At 57.3% G+C, this 17883-nt stretch carries 7 protein-coding genes; 4 read left to right on the top strand and 3 right to left on the bottom strand.

Annotation, left to right across the window (positions count from 1 at the left end):
* From HU750_RS11355 to HU750_RS11345, 3 genes are read right to left on the bottom strand one after another with little or no spacing between them, the layout of a single operon-like run.
* Entirely contained in the window at positions 1-2265 is a 2265-nt protein-coding gene (locus tag HU750_RS11355) for a hypothetical protein (RefSeq protein ID WP_186679566.1), read from the bottom strand.
* Positions 2266-2285: 20 nt separating this feature from the next.
* The gene (locus tag HU750_RS11350; RefSeq protein WP_186679563.1) at positions 2286-4781 is read right to left on the bottom strand and encodes a hypothetical protein; all 2496 of its coding nucleotides are present in this window, start codon (positions 4779-4781) and stop codon (positions 2286-2288) included.
* Between the two features lie 29 nt (positions 4782-4810).
* Positions 4811-6592, bottom strand: a complete 1782-nt coding sequence (locus tag HU750_RS11345; RefSeq protein ID WP_186679561.1) for a hypothetical protein — start codon at positions 6590-6592, stop codon at positions 4811-4813.
* A 195-nt stretch (positions 6593-6787) separates the two neighbouring features.
* Between HU750_RS11345 and HU750_RS11340 the strand changes: the two genes are divergently transcribed.
* The 4 genes from HU750_RS11340 to HU750_RS11325 all read left to right on the top strand — a co-directional run bounded on the left by HU750_RS11340 (position 6788) and on the right by HU750_RS11325 (position 17863).
* Positions 6788-11704, top strand: coding sequence for an RHS repeat-associated core domain-containing protein (locus tag HU750_RS11340; RefSeq protein WP_186679559.1), 4917 nt, complete (start codon positions 6788-6790; stop codon positions 11702-11704).
* A 78-nt stretch (positions 11705-11782) separates the two neighbouring features.
* Positions 11783-13813 (top strand): hypothetical protein, encoded by a 2031-nt coding sequence (locus HU750_RS11335; protein ID WP_186679557.1) that lies wholly within the window; start codon positions 11783-11785, stop codon positions 13811-13813.
* A gap of 198 nt (positions 13814-14011) precedes the next feature.
* Positions 14012-16222 (top strand): autotransporter outer membrane beta-barrel domain-containing protein, encoded by a 2211-nt coding sequence (locus HU750_RS11330; RefSeq protein ID WP_186679555.1) that lies wholly within the window; start codon positions 14012-14014, stop codon positions 16220-16222.
* Positions 16223-16282: 60 nt separating this feature from the next.
* Positions 16283-17863, top strand: a complete 1581-nt coding sequence (locus HU750_RS11325) for a hypothetical protein (protein ID WP_186679553.1) — start codon at positions 16283-16285, stop codon at positions 17861-17863.
* The last annotated feature ends 20 nt before the right edge of the window (positions 17864-17883 follow it).

Raw genomic sequence — 17883 nt, 5'->3', positions numbered from 1 at the left:
CTAACCGATGGCGGCGTTACACGCCCTGCACGGCTGATTCAGTGGGCGTACCAAGTGCCCCTGCAGATCGCCAAACGGCGTATCGGGCAAGATGGCCGTAAACAGTGCATATGCAAGGGAGCCGTCATCGGGTGGCCAGTAGAGCCCAGCGTCTTCCAGGAAGCCGTCACCGAGCAGCTGTTTCCAGATCACCTTTTTGGTGAAGTCCGTACCGTTGAAGGACGCGCTCAATTGAACGCTACCGTCAGGCTTTGGTGCTCCTGCCTCTAGATACAGAAGAGGCTCTTCCTGCATGACCAGCACATGAACATGAGTGAGCTCACCCGTTTCACTGTTCTTCACCTCGATCTTTTCCAGCAGATAGGCCCCCTCATCCAGCTGCCAACCGGCCGTGTAGGTGCAACGGCGGCCGTCGTCACTGGGACTCACTTGCCCGCTTCCTTCCTGCTCAATGACACGCCACTGCGGGTCGCCACCCAGAGCGCCGGCGGTGAATGTCAGCTGATCGTCGAAGGAACAGACACGGATCTGCGGATTGGCAGTGATGCCCTGTGGTAAGACGGTCAGCATCGAGGTGCTGCGAGCACGGGTCTGGTTATCGGTCGCCACCACCAGCACACGGGCTTGGCGATAGCGCAACGCATGGGCCGGCGGGGCGCTGTAGCGGCCAGATACAGGGTCGATTTGCCCAATGTCCCCCGCATTACCGGGCATCCCTTCCAGCGCCCAGCTAACCGAAGCAAAGGGCGATTCGACCCTGAACGTATGAGTTTGCCCAGGCGATAGTCGTATGCCTTGATCAAGAATACGCAGGCGTTGAGCATTGCTAGCGATCGACCCGAACAACGCCAGGCCATGCGGAAGCTCCACATCCTGTCCAGCAAAGCGGTTGTTTCCGGCCAGGCTGAAGCCCTCGAGCACCCTCTCGGGGATTCTCGCCGTAAGCGTGCGCGACAACCCTTCAAGCAGTGCCTGCTTGAGTACTAATGCGACGAACTGATTGACCTCCTCACGCAGCGCCTCGGGAAGATTGCCTTCAAGCCCCTTACGCAGCGTGACCTCAACGTGCTCCGGCCAAGGCCATGCCACCTGAGCCATGAGCAAGCCGCCATCTGCCTCTTGCTCGGACGGTCGGAAGAAATAGAATCGATGATGCAGGCGAAATTCGAATGTTCCAGAAAGCCCCCGCCAGCCCTCTTCGCCCTTGGGTTTGTAGTCGAAGCCAAGGTCGCACTGAGAGTGCCAGTTCAGTTGCACTTCATCCTCATCGAACTCGGCGCGCAATGGCGTATCGCCTATCCACGCCTCAACGCTGAACCGCTCCGATTTGAACTCAAAGCGGTTGCCCTTGTGTTCAAGCCCAAAGACCGGAAGCTTTCCAGCAGTGGCTTGCATGCGTTCAATCACACCCTGCGGTGTCAGGCGGTAGTCGATCATGCCGCCTTCGATCATGGCCTCGAAGGCATAGGCATAGGCGGCCCGGTGCAACAGCCGCCGGGAGAGCAAAAGAGTGACCGGCGCACGCTCCGCCATCGCATCCGGCAGCAGGAAGGGTAAGTCCGAATCTTCCCTCGGATACTGGCCCACGGGGCCGTGCTCAAGCGCTGCAAAAACAACCAGCGCACCTTGCTTGTCAACACGACTGGTTTGGATCCGTGCCCCGATACCCCGCACCTGGAGGAATGGGTTATTGGATGTTGCTGAAACAGCCGCCAGCGCGTAAAGGCCACGGTCCTCAGGCAAGGTTTGAAGGAAGTCTGCAAGCTGCTGGCCACCTGCCCAACGTTCCTGAAGACTGTCACCCACATCGAACTCAAGGCTTTCAGCTTCAGGCCGTTTCAGGTCTAACCCAAGGCGAAGTGCCTGGGTATCAAAGCGCGTGCGCCCTCGCACCTGCAAACTGTCGAGCGCATCATGCGCAGAGACGGCCAGCACATCGTAGAAGTCATCCTCAATGATGTGTGTGCCGCCTTCCACCGCCAAACTGAAACTTACCCTGGGGTTATCGTAGGAGGCCACACGCCAGTCCAGAGACGGCGCGGTGAGCCGGTAGTTGTTCAGCACATGCGTTTGTTTGCTACTGGGAACCCTGATACTGAGCTGTTCCCAACCCACATCCCGCCCTTGAATGATGTGATTGATTTGGGCTTGCTCAACCAGTGAGCCGACCGTAGCGGGCGACATCGCGAAAATGAAATCCCAGTCCGACAGGTGTGGATTGCGTTTCATCCACTCCAACAAGGCCAATAGAGAATTACCAGGCATGGCGATCACCTCAAATGCGTTCAGGGCTTGGGCGCTTCAGTAGAAGCAGTGGAGGTCTGGGTGCTAGTGGCCAGGCGGCGGCGTCTCGTGACCGAGGACTGAGCTTCATAGGCTTCGATCGATGCGTCCAAAGGGAGTGGCAAAATAATGAAGCCTTCGAGATCACCCCATTCCTGGCTCTGGACACGCCCTGCAACTACGGCAAACCGGTCACGGCTGTTACGCTTGACCTCGTAGCGGTCCTGGCTGATGGTTCCCGGCCCGTACACTACGGACCACTCGACATCCTTTTGCTCGTCAGTGCCGACCCAAAGGGCTGGCCGAACCCAGTCCGTTTCGATTGAACTTCCCCACTCTTCGGGTGTGACCGGCATGGGCTTTTTCCGCTTCATGCGCGTTACCACACACGTGCTGCGCTCGCCGTAGACACCTTTATTGCGGACCGTGATGACGTCGACTTTGAATGCGTCGGTGCGCGAATCCGCACCTGCGATGTAAGTGTTGGCAGCACCTGAGGCATCTGGGTCAGCCAACCGACCATGAGGGTTCGCGTTAGCGAACGACCACTCAATGTCGACCGTTCCACCGTTCCCGGCAGTCAGTTCCAGCGACTCACCCGGCGCGGTCACCTCAAGCAACGGACTCAAGGCGATGGCATGATCGACCACGGTAACCAACGCTGAACGAGTCACGGCTGTGATTGGGTCCGTCGCGGTAATGCGTACTTGCGTGAAACCGCCTTTGAACCCAAGGGCAAACGGAGCGTGATAGGTCCCGTCGGGGTCAATGCTGCCGACCTCATCTGAAAACACCTGCAAGGCATCGACTTGCCAGCGCACGTTATTAACCGGCGGCTCGACCTTGAACTGTAAAGTGCCACCGGGCTGGAGAACGGGCTCCATTGGATGGACCGCAAAGTTATTGCCATCTGGGCTGACATTGCCAAAAACGGCAATGGCTTTAGCACCATGCACTTCATCGCCCACAAACGCATTACCAAAGTTAAAATGCAGCGTTTCCTTGACCAAGGGCTCAAGGAGCTGGTCCACGTTTAAATCCATGGCCAGCTTCTCCCGCAACAGCCCAACAACCTTATCCTCCACCGCTTTGCGGATAGCGTAGTGGTAAATCGCACGTATGAAGTTCTTGTGAAAATCGCCTAATCCCTTTCTCAAGCCTAATGACTGAGTGTTTGACGCTTCTAACCCGCCTGGCGACGCCTCTTCAAGACCGTCAAAAATAAAACTGGACAGTTCATAAGCACCGCCCTGACGGTCGGCACGACGATAGGCAATAAGGCACGTGATGTCCTTATTAATATTAACGACCTTGAGATCTGGGAAATCGTCAGCCGTGTGGAGGTTGTAGTTGTCTCTTAACGACAACATTTTGGCGCTGGCATTAAGTTTCATTAGCCACGTTACACGGGCGCCATCGTCATCGACTTCAACTCGAAGAGGTAACGCAGACACCGGCCCCCTCAAAGTTTCCATGTCAATTTCTACCAAATGACTAGGCCCTAGTGAAATAGGCACAGTGGTATTTATCATCGGCGATGAAATGACTCCCCAAAACTCACTTGCCCCTGTGAGCACACCCTTGGAATCTGCATCAATTTGATAACGTAGCCCGGAGGGCATCATCGGTATCATCAGTGACGTTAACCGCCCAAGCAGATGCTCCAGGATCAAACGGCGAGCGTTGAAAATTCCAGCGGCCGAAAAGTCCTTCGTCCCTTTGTCCGGGATCAAGTACCGAAAATCAGAGTTGCTGTCCGGCATGCTACCGCCTAGGCCCTTGTGCATGCGAATGAACGCAAGCATGGCGCCATCCCCTTCCTGGGAGCCCTCGGCAGCCGGCGCCAAGGCACTGGCTGGCTTGGCCTGCGTTCGCAATTTGAAGGACTCAGGGCGCAACAGGGGCCGGTTGCCCGACGCAATGGAGCCAAGCGGCCATACGCGCTGCTCATCCGGGAGACGCTGGAACAACTCTTTGAAGAAATTACCTCCTAACTCTCGCTCCTCTTCCTGATTGGAGAAGGTGAGCGTGAAGTTATCGCTCTTGCTGAGGTCGAGCATGATCGCTCCCCCGGCCGACACATCGCCGGGGACATCATCCAAGCGCAGATCCAGGCGCAACTCCGGCCCCGCCAACGGTCCAATCCAATCCAAGCGCTGCACATACCAGTGGCTGACATCCTTCCTCAACCCCAGTTGATTACCCCCGATAACAGCCATGCGCAACCGCGCCTTGGCATCAAACAGGTCAGCATTCTCAAACGACAACCGGGGGTGGGCGAGAAGAAAGTCATGAATAAGTGTCTTTGACTCATTGCTCACACTCAGCTCGCCATTGACCGGCTCAAGAAAACTTTGAGTATTGAAGCGACGAATATACTCCTGCGCCAACAGCGCATTGAGCTTGCCACGGTCAAGGGCCACAATCGCGTCCCAACCAAACAAACGGTCGTGTGCGCGCAACCACTGCAATACACTTTCAAGGGAAGTTGAAGACATGCTGCACCTCTCACGGTTCACGTGTGGTATCAAGCGATGAGTAAAATGTCGATGTGGCGGAAGCTTTTGAAACTGCGCCCACCGTCGAAGCTGACATTTGCCGATATCCGAAAATGTGTATTCACTTCCAGCTGACTCAGGAACGTAAGGGGTAAAGACGCCGAAGCGAGCCCGGCTTGATACTCGTCCCTGGTAATATCGGAGTCGCGCATCGACCAGCTGGCAGCGGTCTGGGACACCCCTTCTGCGACAATGCGCAACCGTTGCCCCTCGGCCATGAACGGCCAACTTCTCAACGTGAACAGCGCATCTGTATTAGATTCGGCAACTTCAGCCAAAGAAAGCTTCCCACCTCTGACTTGCATACTCTGTATGGGTGGAAAACTGCCAATCCCCAAATCAGCGATGCGCAGGTCGAACGGGTCTGAATCTTGTGGCCATTGGTCGGGTAGCGTAACGGTGTAGTACAAGCTCACGCGCTTGCCTAAGTTGGCGGGAATCGTGCCGGGCGGGACATTGAACAAACGGGGGTCGCCAACCGAAACGGGGAATTCCAGCGTTTCATGGCCCTGCCAAATCAACTTGACCTCCCCCCCACTGATCTCCGCGTTACCGGGAATACGCACTGTCGCGCCACTGCGTAAATCGGCCGGGTAAACCACGCCCTGATTTTCTTCACCTTCAGGTATCGAGTTTTCGACGATGGGCGCCGACAAAACCAACGGCTTACGCAACACCAACCCCAGCGCGTGCGAGTGCCTGTCCAGGTGTCGGCGGGCGTACTGATAGCTGATTGCGAAGGGCTTACCGAAGTTTTCGACATTGCTGACCCAGGCACGGTCGATTACCGCCATGAACTGGCTGTCCAGCGAGGTATGATCAACACGTGCGGCATAAACGACGCGCTCGACGCCTTCGATGTACACGATCAGTACATCGCCCATCCTCAATTCGGCGTTAGCCGGTATGATCAGTTCAATGCCATCTGGAAATGCGTCTGGATCCAGCGACCCACCCGAATGCCCTTTGACGCGCGGTGCCTCTAGCAGCGGCTCAGAAGGCGGTCGGCTGTAAGGGATATCAAAACGCTGCACTGAAGATTCAGTAAATCCACCGTTGGCATACTCAATGCGGTAGTGCAGATCAGCAAATCCATCTTCAAGCACGGCGATCTGATCATAGGGCAAGGTCCAGCTCACAGGGCGGCCAACATCTTCCGGCTTTAACGTATAGGAACGTACATACGGCTCAAACGGATCGTCTTCAGCAAAGTACCCCAACCACGTCAGTGTCAGAACGTCACCTGCTGTCATGGCCTGATAAGGGGGGGTTACTGCCGTTGCATCTTTATCTTCCAAGTCTTCGATTGCGATCTTCAAATCATGGGATTGGCGTACCTGAGCCACCCCCAACCGCAACCCAGCGGGTACGGGACGGTTGACGCGAAACGCGAGGCGCTTGGACTCCTCGCCTACAGCCCCGCCTGGCCCATCAAGCGCATAAGAGTAGAAAACATCGCCACCGTCCAATTCGCTCAGAATGGGGTATGGGATGTCGAGTTTGATGCGCCCTTCGTCATCCAGTTCTTGAACTTGAACACGGTCGACAATATCCCGCGCCTCACCGATTGCAGTGCGGCCCCACCAACGAATATGAAAGAAGTCATCAACGCTCATGGCCGGGGCCGGCAAGTACGTTGACAAGGCGCGACCGGCCAGCAGCGCGAGATCCACAGACTCAGTGTCGGGGTCTAGATAAGGTTCAGGGATGTGGGGTATGTCCATTGATTTCAATTTCTTATGGCGCCGCATGATTTCACCCTCATTGAGCGCTTGTGCTCGTTGAATGTGAGGAAGTATTAGCGCCAAGGTCCAGCGTTGAATACTAGTAAAAATGCCAGGTGACCCGTACCGCTCAAACAGATAGCGTGATCAGCAGCAATCGACTCTGCACCGACAGGAAGGTGCTAGCGCCTTCCCTCTCATGCACACGGGGGTTACTTCAAAATGTCGACCAATCTGTCACTGCATTCCAACGCGATGAACTTTCTAAGTTTCATGAAAAATGGGGTAGATCCGCGCACGGGGCAGTACACGTTGTCGGTCGAACTTCCCGCACTGCTCGGCAACCGCCAATGTGAGCCATCGCTTACCTTGAACCTTGACTTCAACCCTTTAAACCAGGCGGACTCTGGCTACGGAAAAGGGTGGAACTTAAACCTGTCACAGTATTCGACCCAGAATCAGATGTTGTCCCTGAGCACCGGTGAGTCCTTCCAATTGACAGACAGTAGTTCGGGGCAACGCCTGGGCGTGAGAGAACAAAAGTTGACCAGCTTCAATGTCTATAAAGAGGGCAAAGACAGCCTGGACAAGGTCACGCGGTTTCGAGTGATGCACCGTTCGGGCGTGGTCGAGATCCTTCAGGTGCATGGAAAAAGCACTGCACTTCCGGTGGAGATTCACTCACCGAATGGCCGCAAGTTGTATTTGACCTACACACATTTCCAAGGCGATGACTATGTCGTCAACACCATAAAGGACAGTGGCCAGGAACCCTTGTTGAAAGTTGAACGATCGGGCGGCCAGGTGACATTCGACTACTTGCCTTTTACCAAGGGTACGGCCACATCGCGCTTGCGTTACACCATGGTGTTGGAGGGCATCGAGAATTGGGTCAGCCAAATCACGCTGCCGGGTGATGAACCCGCCACGTGGCAATTCAGGTATCGAAACGTGCTCGGCATTCTCTGCCTGGATACCGTTCATACGCCCACCGGCGCTAGAGAATACCTGTCATACGAAGATGGCGGTCATCCGTTCCCAGGCAATATCCGCCAAAACTTACCGCGGGTGACCCGTCACCGCATCGAACCACGCTTCGGCCAGCCGCCCATGGAAGTCACTTACACCTACGGCTTCATGGACGCAGGCGGCGTGTTTCGTAACCACAGTTTCATCGGCAGCGGCACCAACATCGGCTGGGACGATTCAGGCCGAGACAACCTCTACAAGTACGTCGGTCCGTACGAGTATCGCTCGCAGGAACAGGCCAGGGTCAACGGCAATGTTGTTCGCACGGTCGAGCGCCGCTTCAATCGATTTCATCTGCAGACTGCAGAAATCACCACCCAAGGCAATTCGGTGGCTGAGGTGCTCAATGAATACGCCTCTATTGACGACAAGCCATTCGATCAGCAGCCCGCCACCTGCCAGCTCATTACCAAGGAGCAACGTCGCTGGCGCCTTCTCGACAATACTTGCCCGCCCCGCAGCGAGTACATCGAAACGACATACGATAACCACGGAAACATACGCACAAAAAAACTCGCCAATGGGGTGATCGAACGTTTCGAATGGTATTCCGCCGCGGGTGAAGAAGGCTGCCCGGCTGACCCAGAAGGCTTTGTCCGTCACCTCAAGCAAAAAACCACCACGCCTGCGCCCGCGCTGGGGGACACGCCAGCAAGGGTGCAATACGAGCGTTATCGCTACCTCACCCTGCCGCGCTTGAACGATCCCGAACACGACGAAACCAATCCGGACCACGCCTGGCACAAACAGCAGTGGCATGCCGTGCATAGTGAGACCCTGACCGAACAAACCGACACCGAACAGGTTCTTTCGCAGGCCCGTTACTACTATGCAAATTCAGCCGGTGATCTGCTGCTGCATGGCCGCCGTTACATGCAGGTCAAAGTGTGCAATGGCTTGGAAACCGTCACGCAGTGGCACTTCACCCAGGTCGATGGACCCGACGCAGGCCGACCCGTCCTGCAGACGGAGCAGGTACTGATCGGCTATGACGGCACCCGTCGCAGCACCCTGGACCAACGCTCATTGCAGCATGGCAAACCCCTGCTGGTACGCAACGAAAACGGCTTAGACACCTGCTACGAGTACGACCCACTGCTGAGGGTAACCAAGGAAACCGTGGCACCCGGCACTGCCTTCGAAGCCGTGCGCGAGTATGCCTATACCTTCGCCAACTCAACTGACAAACACACCTCCCAGACGTTGACCAACGCACGCAAGGTAAAGACCGTGACCTTGGTCGATGGCCTCGCCAGGGTCGTGGAAGAGCGTCGCGACAACGTATACGAGGGTTACCCACAACGCTTTCACACCACCCATACTCTACGTTACGACGCGCTCGGCCAACGCGCATCAGAAACGCGCTCGGACTGGCTCCACGCGCAAGGAAGCCGCGACCTGACCCAATACTTCGAGTATGACGAGTGGGGCCAGCAATGCTGCGTCATCGGCCCTGAAGGGGTGGACGCAACAGCGATCGGATCAGATGCCGTGCGTGTTTACGAAGTCACCAGCCCCCTCGGTAGCCGCGAGCATCCGGGTGGCCCGATCGTGACACGCTGGCGGCAGGTGGGTAAAGGAGCGGACAAGATCATCCGTGACTGGGAACAGGTCTGGCAGAACCTGTTCGAAAAACCCCAGCGCACCCTCCGCCTTGACGCATCGGGTGTGCAGTGCGTGACCCGAACTTACGCGTACGATGGCCTGGGCCGATGTGTAAGTGAGCTCGATGAGCGGTTGTATGCTACCGATTACAGCTATGACGGCTGGGGAAGGATGATCAGCACCCAGTTGGCGGATGGCACCCGCGTCGAACGCGACTACGCCCCTCATACCGAAGCAGACCTGCCCACCGGCATCACCGTCGTCCCTGACAATGCTAACCTTCCCCCCTGTCAGATTGGCGAGCGCTGGTTCGATGGCCTTGATCGGTTGGGCCTCAGCCGAACCGGTCCGCGAACCGAGTACTTCTACTACCGTGGCGGCGAATCGCAACCCCGCGAGCACAAAACGGCGGCAGGCGCCAGGGTCCTCTATGACTACAACCTGGCGCTTACCACAGAGCCGACCTCCAGCGTCGCTGAGGATGAGGAAAACGTTTTTGCCTTCAACCCGGTGAGTGCCCGTATTACAACCGCTGATAATGCTGAGAGTGGTCGCAGTTACGACTACAACATCGCCAATCAGATCGTTGAAGAGCGCTGGGTCAACCCGCAAGACGCAACGACCAAGTCGCGAAAATACCTCAGTTCCCTCGACGACCGGCTGCTGCAAAGCATTGAAGCCAATGGCATCACCACTCGGCACAGTTACGATTGTTATGGTCGACTGGCCACTACGGTACAAGGGGCAGTGAAGGTCGACCACGCGTATAACAAGCTCGCTCGGCTGTCGCGCATCACCACCCTTGATACCGTCACGTCCGCAGAGTTGGTGACTGAACTCACCTATGACCACCGAGACCGAGAGTGCCGAAGAACCTGGCGACAGGCCGGCCGACCGGACCGTCTCCAGGTACAGAAGTGGGGCGAAGACGACTTGCTGACCTGCCGCGAGCTGACCGAAAACAACCAGGTCTTGCTCAGGGAAACCTTCGTCTATGACAGGCGAAGCCGCCTTACCACTCATAAATGCGAAGGCACGCAATTGCCACGTGATGCCCTGGGGCGACCGATCAAATCGCAGACGTTCGTGATGGATGCTTATGACAACGTCAGCACGACTGTCACTCAATATGCGGATGGTTCACGCCAGGAACGCGCAAGGTACGTCTACGCCGCCAACGACCCCTGCCAACTGCGACGCATCGAGTACACCCCGGCACGCCCCACCGGCAACTCGGTGCTGCGCTACGATACCAATGGCAACCTGATCAGTGACGAACGCGGGCGCACGCTGACGTATGACAGCCGCAACAAGCTGCTCTCGGTCGATGCCACCCGCTACCGCTACGACGGTTTCGGGCACCTGCAGGGCAAGCAGGATGCCAGCGGTGAAGAGACCATGCTGTTGTTCGACGGCGACCGCCTACGCCTTGCCGTGCGTGGCAGCCTGAACAGCCTGTACTGCCACCTTGGCGACTGGCCGTTGGCGCAGCAGAGCAATGACGGCAAGGCGCCGCTGTTGTTACAGACGAACGCCAGCCACAGCGTCATCGCCGAAAGCCTGGCAGGTGACCATCGTTACGCGGCCTACACGGCGTACGGTGCTCAGCCTGTGAACCTCACCGAACCGCTTCGCGCAGGGCTGGGGTACAACGGCGAGGTAGTGGACGCTGACAGTGGCTGGTATCTGCTCGGCAATGGTTATCGTGCCTACAACCCAGCACTGATGCGCTTCCATAGCCCAGATGTTCAAAGCCCGTTCGGCGATGGCGGATTGAACTATTACGCCTATTGCCAAGGCAACCCCGTCAACTTCCGCGACCCGACCGGGGCGTCTGCTATCGGATGGAGCGGTCGGTTGCGCGAAGTCTATGAAGACGACCCAAACAACGGGACGGTGGGCGACGGGTCGACGACGTGGAGAACGATCGGGCTCTGGATCGCTTACGGCATCGGCGTTGTGATCACGGCTGTTACCGTGGCGGTAGCCGTGGTGGCTACCGCCGGCGCAGCCACACCCGCGGCATTTGCTGCGGCGGCATTACTCAAGGTCACTGCCGCCTCACTTGCGACCGCTTCAACGGTCGCCGGGGGTATTAGCTTGGCGGATCCTAATAATCAACTAGCGGGTGACATTGCGCTCTGGACAGGGATTGCAGCGGCTGCGACCTATCTACCAGGGGCAATTAATGCGGCTAGACAGGGTATGGGACAAGGGTTTAAGGCACTGGCCCAACATTCACCAAAATGGCTAAGCCACCATGCGAACAGAATAGGGATGGGCATGCCAAAATTCATGCGGTATGGGTTCAACAGAGTCCTTGGAACTCGGATAGGTAGCTACTCCGTCGAAGCGGCCGAATATGCTAGCTTCTCGGAAAGAATAATACCACAAATAAGAATCCCCATAGCCATCCCAGAGTTTGGTGAGGAACTGGCAAGCCGCTCTCATCGACTATTCGATGCCCAGCTAATTTCAAACGCAACATCATCTATACGACATTAAAACTATCTTCAACGACATTGAGTACGCCACACACGTATCTGCCCACGCATCCACCCGCCAGTCGAATGGAGCAAAACCATGAGCACACCACTCGCTTCATCCAACCCACGCAACACCGCCGAACAAGTTCGCCTTGATTACCGCACTGCACGCGAACAAGCCAGGCAATCACGCCTTGATGAATACGCAACACGTAAAAACACCAACCAGCCTCTGCAGCCTGTGGAGGTAAAAGACATGGTTCACCCCGACGGCACGTTGGCACGCAAAGCATTGGACAGCGACCTTGAGGTCACCATTCCCAGTTGGCAGTTGTTACCTGAAGATGGCGATACAGAGTATGTATACCTGCAACTTTCCAAAACGGGAGACACCGAGTCCGGCTATCAAGATGTCGCCTTCGAAACATTCAACGGGCCTACCGACGGTTCGATCTTCCCCTACCCCATGCACATCCCTCAGAACGAACTTCCTGCAAACGGCACCGTTCACGTCCGTTACCGTCATATCAACTTTGTGGGTCAACCTACTTTTTCCACTCCTCGCTCACTTATTTGCGACAGCCTGCCGCCGTGGGGAAGGGACGCTCAGCCCGAGGGCGTATTGTTTACCGCGCTGGTCATTGATGATTCGAACCTGGGTGCCGGCGTGCAAGGCACCCTCCCTGTCGACCCCCACGCCGGCGAGGGCGATACCTACGAACTGTATTTCCTCGACCGCTGGCCAGAAGAAGGCGACGATTTCGACAACCCTGTCGACAAGGGTATTGTACCTACTGACAGGTCCGTGGTGATTCCAGCTCACCACTTCACGTACAATGGGGACGGCAAATACCATGTGGCCTATTACCTTTGGGACAGGGCTGGTAATAAAAGTCGACTGTCCCTTCCTATTACGCTGAATGTGGTATTGGGTGATTTGCCCGATAACCTCAAACTTCCCACAGTGCCCCTGGCTCAACGCGATAACCTTATCGACCTGAAGGACGCGATCCAAGGCGTTACCGTGGAGATCGATCGATACGAGCACGCGCGCGAGAATGATCGCGTTGTGGTCCGCTGGGGTAACTCCGTGCTGGCCCCGGAGACCGTGGGGGTTAAAGATAAAATAACCGTACATGTCCCTAACCCGGTACTGCGCCGTGAGTTCGGTACCGCTGCAGGCCCGCTGACGACGACGGTCAGTTATCAGGTATTGCGCGGCGAGGTGCCTTTCCCTGCTGCCCCCTTGTCGGTGGCCGTCGAGGTCGATTTCAGCGTGGTCGGGCCTGAGCGCCCCGACCCCGACGACAGATGGCCTAACCCCGTCAACGATCAGCTCGTGGCACCGACCATTCGCGGGAAGGTATCTAACACCGACAACGTCCTGACACGCGCTGACAAAGAGCAGGATGCCACCCTGACATTTGCCCACTACCAGAACATCCTGAGCGGGCAGTATGTGGACTTTTACTGGGATGACGTGCGGGTCAGCGAGAAAGAATACGAGGTCGATACCAACGACCCTGATCCCATTTCGATCGATATCCCCTGGAAGTACATCCTGCAGGCCGGCAATAAACCTGACGTCAAGGTTTACTACACCGTACGTGCCGACATCGCTGCCCTGAATGAACAGTATTCCGTACCGCAATCGGTGAATGTGGATGCCATTGAACTCATCCTGCCGCTGCCCGGCTATGAGGGCATCGAGAACAATTGGCTGAACTGCGGCTCTTTGGCAGACCCGGCCAATCCAGGCGCGCCATTGTCACTTAGGGTGAAGATTCCAGATCTAAGCAACGATCTGAAGGTCGGTGATCGTGTGACCATGCACTGGGAACCCTGGATTGGTAGCAGTGACAACGATGGTTCCAGGCCTGTGCCCGGCGCCGCCGAAAGCAAAACCATCACACTGGACCCCGATAACATCGGTGGTTTCACCTGGCACATCGAACCTTATGCAGAGCGCTTGCTCCCGACATTCAACCCTTCGGTATCCATCAGGGCTCGGGCGCGCTTCCGCTACGCCAAGGAAGACGACTCGATCACGTCCGATTGGGCGGTGCAACGGCTCAGCCTGGCATCCGGTTCCAGTTCTTGCCCACTGCCGCCCCTACGCAAGCCGTAGTTAGCGAGGCCGTACCCACAGGGTACGGCCAGCTACTCCCCTGCCATTCAACGTGGGATTTTTCGCTTAGAGATGTAGGGGTTTTCCTACATCTTCGCGGAAACAAGGAATTTACGCTCGGCACCCTACCGATCCATCGACTGTTGGAGTCCTTCAGGATCACGTGTGTGACCTCACTTTCAATACAGGGTGCTCTCAATGACCAATCGCTCAACGCCCCAGCCCAACCTGCTGCTTCGCTTCGTGCCTACCTTGCTCGCCGGCCCGCTCTTGCTGCTTGGCACACCGGCGCTGGCACAGACCAACGTGACCAAGGACACTGTTATCAGCCCTGGGGCGCCTCTGGACAATTACCGGGTCATGAACGGCGCTACGCTGACCGGCAATGACGCCACGTTGCTCTATGTCGATGTCGAATCCGGCGCGTCGTTGGTGCTCAACGACGCCCAGGTCGATCCAGGCAGCAGGGGCGCGATCGGCGTAGCACTGGTGGGCGCCAATGCGTCCCTGAACCGCACCACGGTCACGGCCGCAGGCCGCGCTGTGACTGCGACCGTAGATAGCGCTGGCCGTGGCTCCCTGATCCAGGCCACGGATAGCATCCTTCACGGTGGCAACCGCGGCGCCGTGATTAACGACAGTCGAATAGAACTTGAGCGCAGCGAGCTGCGCGGGCTTGACGCGAACAGCGTTGGCGCAGAATTCTTCAACGGCACACTGGTGGCCAAAGACAGCAGCGTCAGCGGTGGACAAAACGGCGTACGCATGCGCGAAGCCCCCGGCGCGGCAGGCGGCGTTGCCACGCTGGTACTCGACAACAGCCTGGTCGAGGGCCGCGACGGCTCAGCGGTAGTGGTTGGCCGCGGCGCCGGACGCCCCACCTCGGCACAGGTCGAGGTGCGCAATGGCGCCGAGCTCCGCGCCAGCAATGGTGTGCTGCTGGAAGTTGCCGACAGTGCCACGGCAACCTTGCGCGTCAGTGACAGCAACACGCACCTGGTGGGTGACGTGCGCGTGGCGCAAGGAGGCAATGCCAGCGTAACGCTCGAACATTCCGCCACCCTCACAGGCCGCCTCGACAATGTAGAGCGGCTGGCAGTGGACAGCGGCGCGCAGTGGGTTACCGTCGGCGACAGCACGCTCGCCAACCTGGCGATGGCGGGCGGTAGCGTCCGTTTCGGCAACCCCGGCGACTTCCATACGCTTTCAGTAGACAATCTGTCCGGCAACGGCACCTTCATCATGGAAGGTAACTTTGCCACCGGCCAAGCGGACCTGCTCACCATCACCGGTAGCGCCACCGGCGAGCACACGCTGCGCATCGACAGCAGTGGCACGGACCCCGTGGCCGAAAGCAGCTTGCACGTGGTCCATGCCGCCAACGGCGATGCCCGCTTTGCCTTGGAGGGCGGCCCGGTAGACTTGGGCACATTCTCCTATGACCTGGTGAGCAAGGAAAACACGGACTGGTACCTCGACCTGACCACCCGCAAGGTAAGCCCTGCTGCAGGCTCGGTACTGGCCCTGTTCAACAGCGCACCCACCGTCTGGTACGGCGAGCTCGGCAGCCTGCGTAGCCGCATGGGCGAAGTGCGCCAGAACAGCGGCAAAGCTGGAGGATGGATACGTACGTTCGCCAACAAGTACAACGTTTCGGCAGCATCCGGTGTGGCCTACCAACAAGCCCAGCAGGGCTTTTCGTTCGGTGCCGATACGCCACTGCCGATCGGCGACGGCAACTGGCTGGCCGGTGTGACTGCAGGCTACAGCAGCTCCGAACTGAACCTTGACCGGGGCACATCGGCCAATGTCGACAGCTATCACCTGGGTGCATACACCACCTGGCTCGACCCGCAAAACGGTTACTACTTCGATGCTGCGGCACGGGTCAACCGCTACGAAAACAGCTCCGATGTACGCCTCAGCGACGGCCAGAAAACCAAAGGCAACTACAACAACCATGGCGTCGGTGTTTCCCTGGAGGGCGGCCGTCATCTGAAATTTGACCAAGGCTACTTCGTTGAACCCTTCGCCCAGTTGTCAGCACTGGTCATCGAAGGGAAAGACTACGACCTGGACAATGGCATGCGCGCCGAGGGCGGCAACACCCAGTCAGCGCTGGCCAAGCTCGGGACTACTGTCGGGCGCACCTACAACGTCGACGACGCACGCATGGTTCAACCTTATGTGCGGATGGCATGGGTGCATGAATTTGCCAACGACAATGCGGTCAAGGTCAACGGCAACCATTTCAACAACAACCTTTCAGGCTCGCGCGGTGAAGTGGGTGTCGGGGTTGCGGTGGCCTGGGCCGACAAATGGCAGGCTCACGCCGACTTCGACTACAGCAACGGCGAGAAGCTCGAACAGCCCTGGGGCGTGAATCTCGGGGTGCGTTACAACTGGTGATTTTTGTTCATGGGGAGGGTCGTCGGCGACCCTCCCCTTTTTGTCCATGGAGAACCGTCAATGGCCACTTCAAACACCTCGCCCAGCGGTAAACGATCAACCCCGGCTAAGCGCTCGAAAAGCAGCAGTACGCGTAATGACATGGTGTTCTATTTACCCCCCATCATTCCCGCCCTGCTCATGGACGTGGACGATGCGCCAAGCAATCAACTACCGTTCGCTGCCACCTACAAGCCACTGCGCGTGGAGTTCCCCAAATGGCTGTTCTCAGACCCTTCTGAGGAAGACCCTGAAACGCTGACGCTGTACATGGAAGTCTTGTATGACCTGGCCAGTGCCAGGACCGCCATGCGGGTCCCAGTCGCTTCTAAGACGTGGACTGCCCCGATTGCGGAAAACGACCTGTTCGTTGAAGTTCCCACCCGCTATTTGCGCGATGGTCGTTACAAGTACCACTATGAAGTCACGCTATTCAACGGCGATCTTACCCCGTCCAAAGAACTGATCATCAACATCGACACCACACCACCCTCGCTAGGCCAGACGCCCCTGTTCAGTTTCAACCCGGCTGTGGTCAGGAACACACTCACTGATGCCTACTTCCAGAACAACGACCAACAGCTCATAGGGGCATTGCCACCGCCTCGCGCTGAAGATATTCCACCAGGTTTCGAAGGCGAAACACTGCCTTATATCGGTGCTGCGGTCGGCGATGTGGTGATGTGGTACTGGAGCCAAGACCCCGCTGGCAATGAGTTGGTCGGCCGTCGTGAACTAAAAACGGTCGACTTGGGAAAGCCGCTGGAGGTGAGCTTTCCGGCTGACTTCATACGCCAATCCGGCAACGGGATGCATTTCCCTCGGTACGAAGTTCAGGACCGCGCCGGCACGGCGCTTCAGCGTTCGATGAGCGTGGCACTGAATTTTGAGGGTACTCCGGTTGCTGCCCGGACGCCGCCCAGCATCAAGGAAGCCTCTGGAAACGCGTTTTCCAGCGAACTCAAACCTGTCGATGCGAGCAATGGCGCAACAGTCCTAATACCGGCTTCAGCAGTAATCGAAGGGGCCAAAACCCGTGTGTATTGGGGGGCTCCTGGCACTGCCTTTGCCTATGAAACTGACACGCCAGTCTCTCCAGGTTCCAGAGAATATACAATCCCCAAGGCCTTCATTGCACCGCATATGAACAAGGTCGTCGAGGTCTACTACCACGTCCAAGTCGAGGGCGAGAAACCGTCGCAGATCCACCGCACCGCCGTGCAATGGATTACCGGCCTGCCCCGCACGCAGTCAGACCAGATCCAAGATGGGTTGTTGGTGTTGGATACCCTCAGCGGCGGCCCCGCCACCTTCACAATCGGCACTTGGTCACACATCGCCACCTCGCAGTACATCAGTGCCTGGATCGAAGGCGTGGAGCGCGGCAACGTGGAGAATGCAGTGATACTGCCGATCGCCACTGAGATGGAAGTGCCAAGCGAGGATACGACCATTACACTGGGCTCACTGGACAAAGCCATCCTCGAGAAGCTTGCGCCACTTTATCAGTTTCGGATCCACGTACGCGTAAGCTTCGACGATAAGGAAAGTTGGAGGGTCTTTCCGTTCGTGGACGCGACGTTGGTGGACTCCGAACGTTGAGCATTATTTGGAAAAAAAAA

Origin of the sequence: Pseudomonas sp. SWRI50 (genome assembly GCF_014269095.1) — a bacterium.
GTDB lineage: Bacteria > Pseudomonadota > Gammaproteobacteria > Pseudomonadales > Pseudomonadaceae > Aquipseudomonas > Aquipseudomonas kermanshahensis.
Note: the sequence above shows the minus strand (reverse complement) of the source record. Positions and strands in the feature narration are given on the sequence as shown.

What these genes read in the sequence shown, in the direction of transcription:
- HU750_RS11340 (WP_186679559.1), top strand. Translation starts at nt 6,788, where the DNA reads ATGTCGACCAATCTGTCACTGCATTCCAACGCGATGAACTTTCTAAGT.
- HU750_RS11330 (WP_186679555.1), top strand. Translation starts at nt 14,012, where the DNA reads ATGACCAATCGCTCAACGCCCCAGCCCAACCTGCTGCTTCGCTTCGTG.
- HU750_RS11350 (WP_186679563.1), bottom strand. Translation starts at nt 4,781, where the DNA reads ATGTCTTCAACTTCCCTTGAAAGTGTATTGCAGTGGTTGCGCGCACAC.
- HU750_RS11335 (WP_186679557.1), top strand. Translation starts at nt 11,783, where the DNA reads ATGAGCACACCACTCGCTTCATCCAACCCACGCAACACCGCCGAACAA.
- HU750_RS11345 (WP_186679561.1), bottom strand. Translation starts at nt 6,592, where the DNA reads ATGCGGCGCCATAAGAAATTGAAATCAATGGACATACCCCACATCCCT.
- HU750_RS11355 (WP_186679566.1), bottom strand. Translation starts at nt 2,265, where the DNA reads ATGCCTGGTAATTCTCTATTGGCCTTGTTGGAGTGGATGAAACGCAAT.
- HU750_RS11325 (WP_186679553.1), top strand. Translation starts at nt 16,283, where the DNA reads ATGGCCACTTCAAACACCTCGCCCAGCGGTAAACGATCAACCCCGGCT.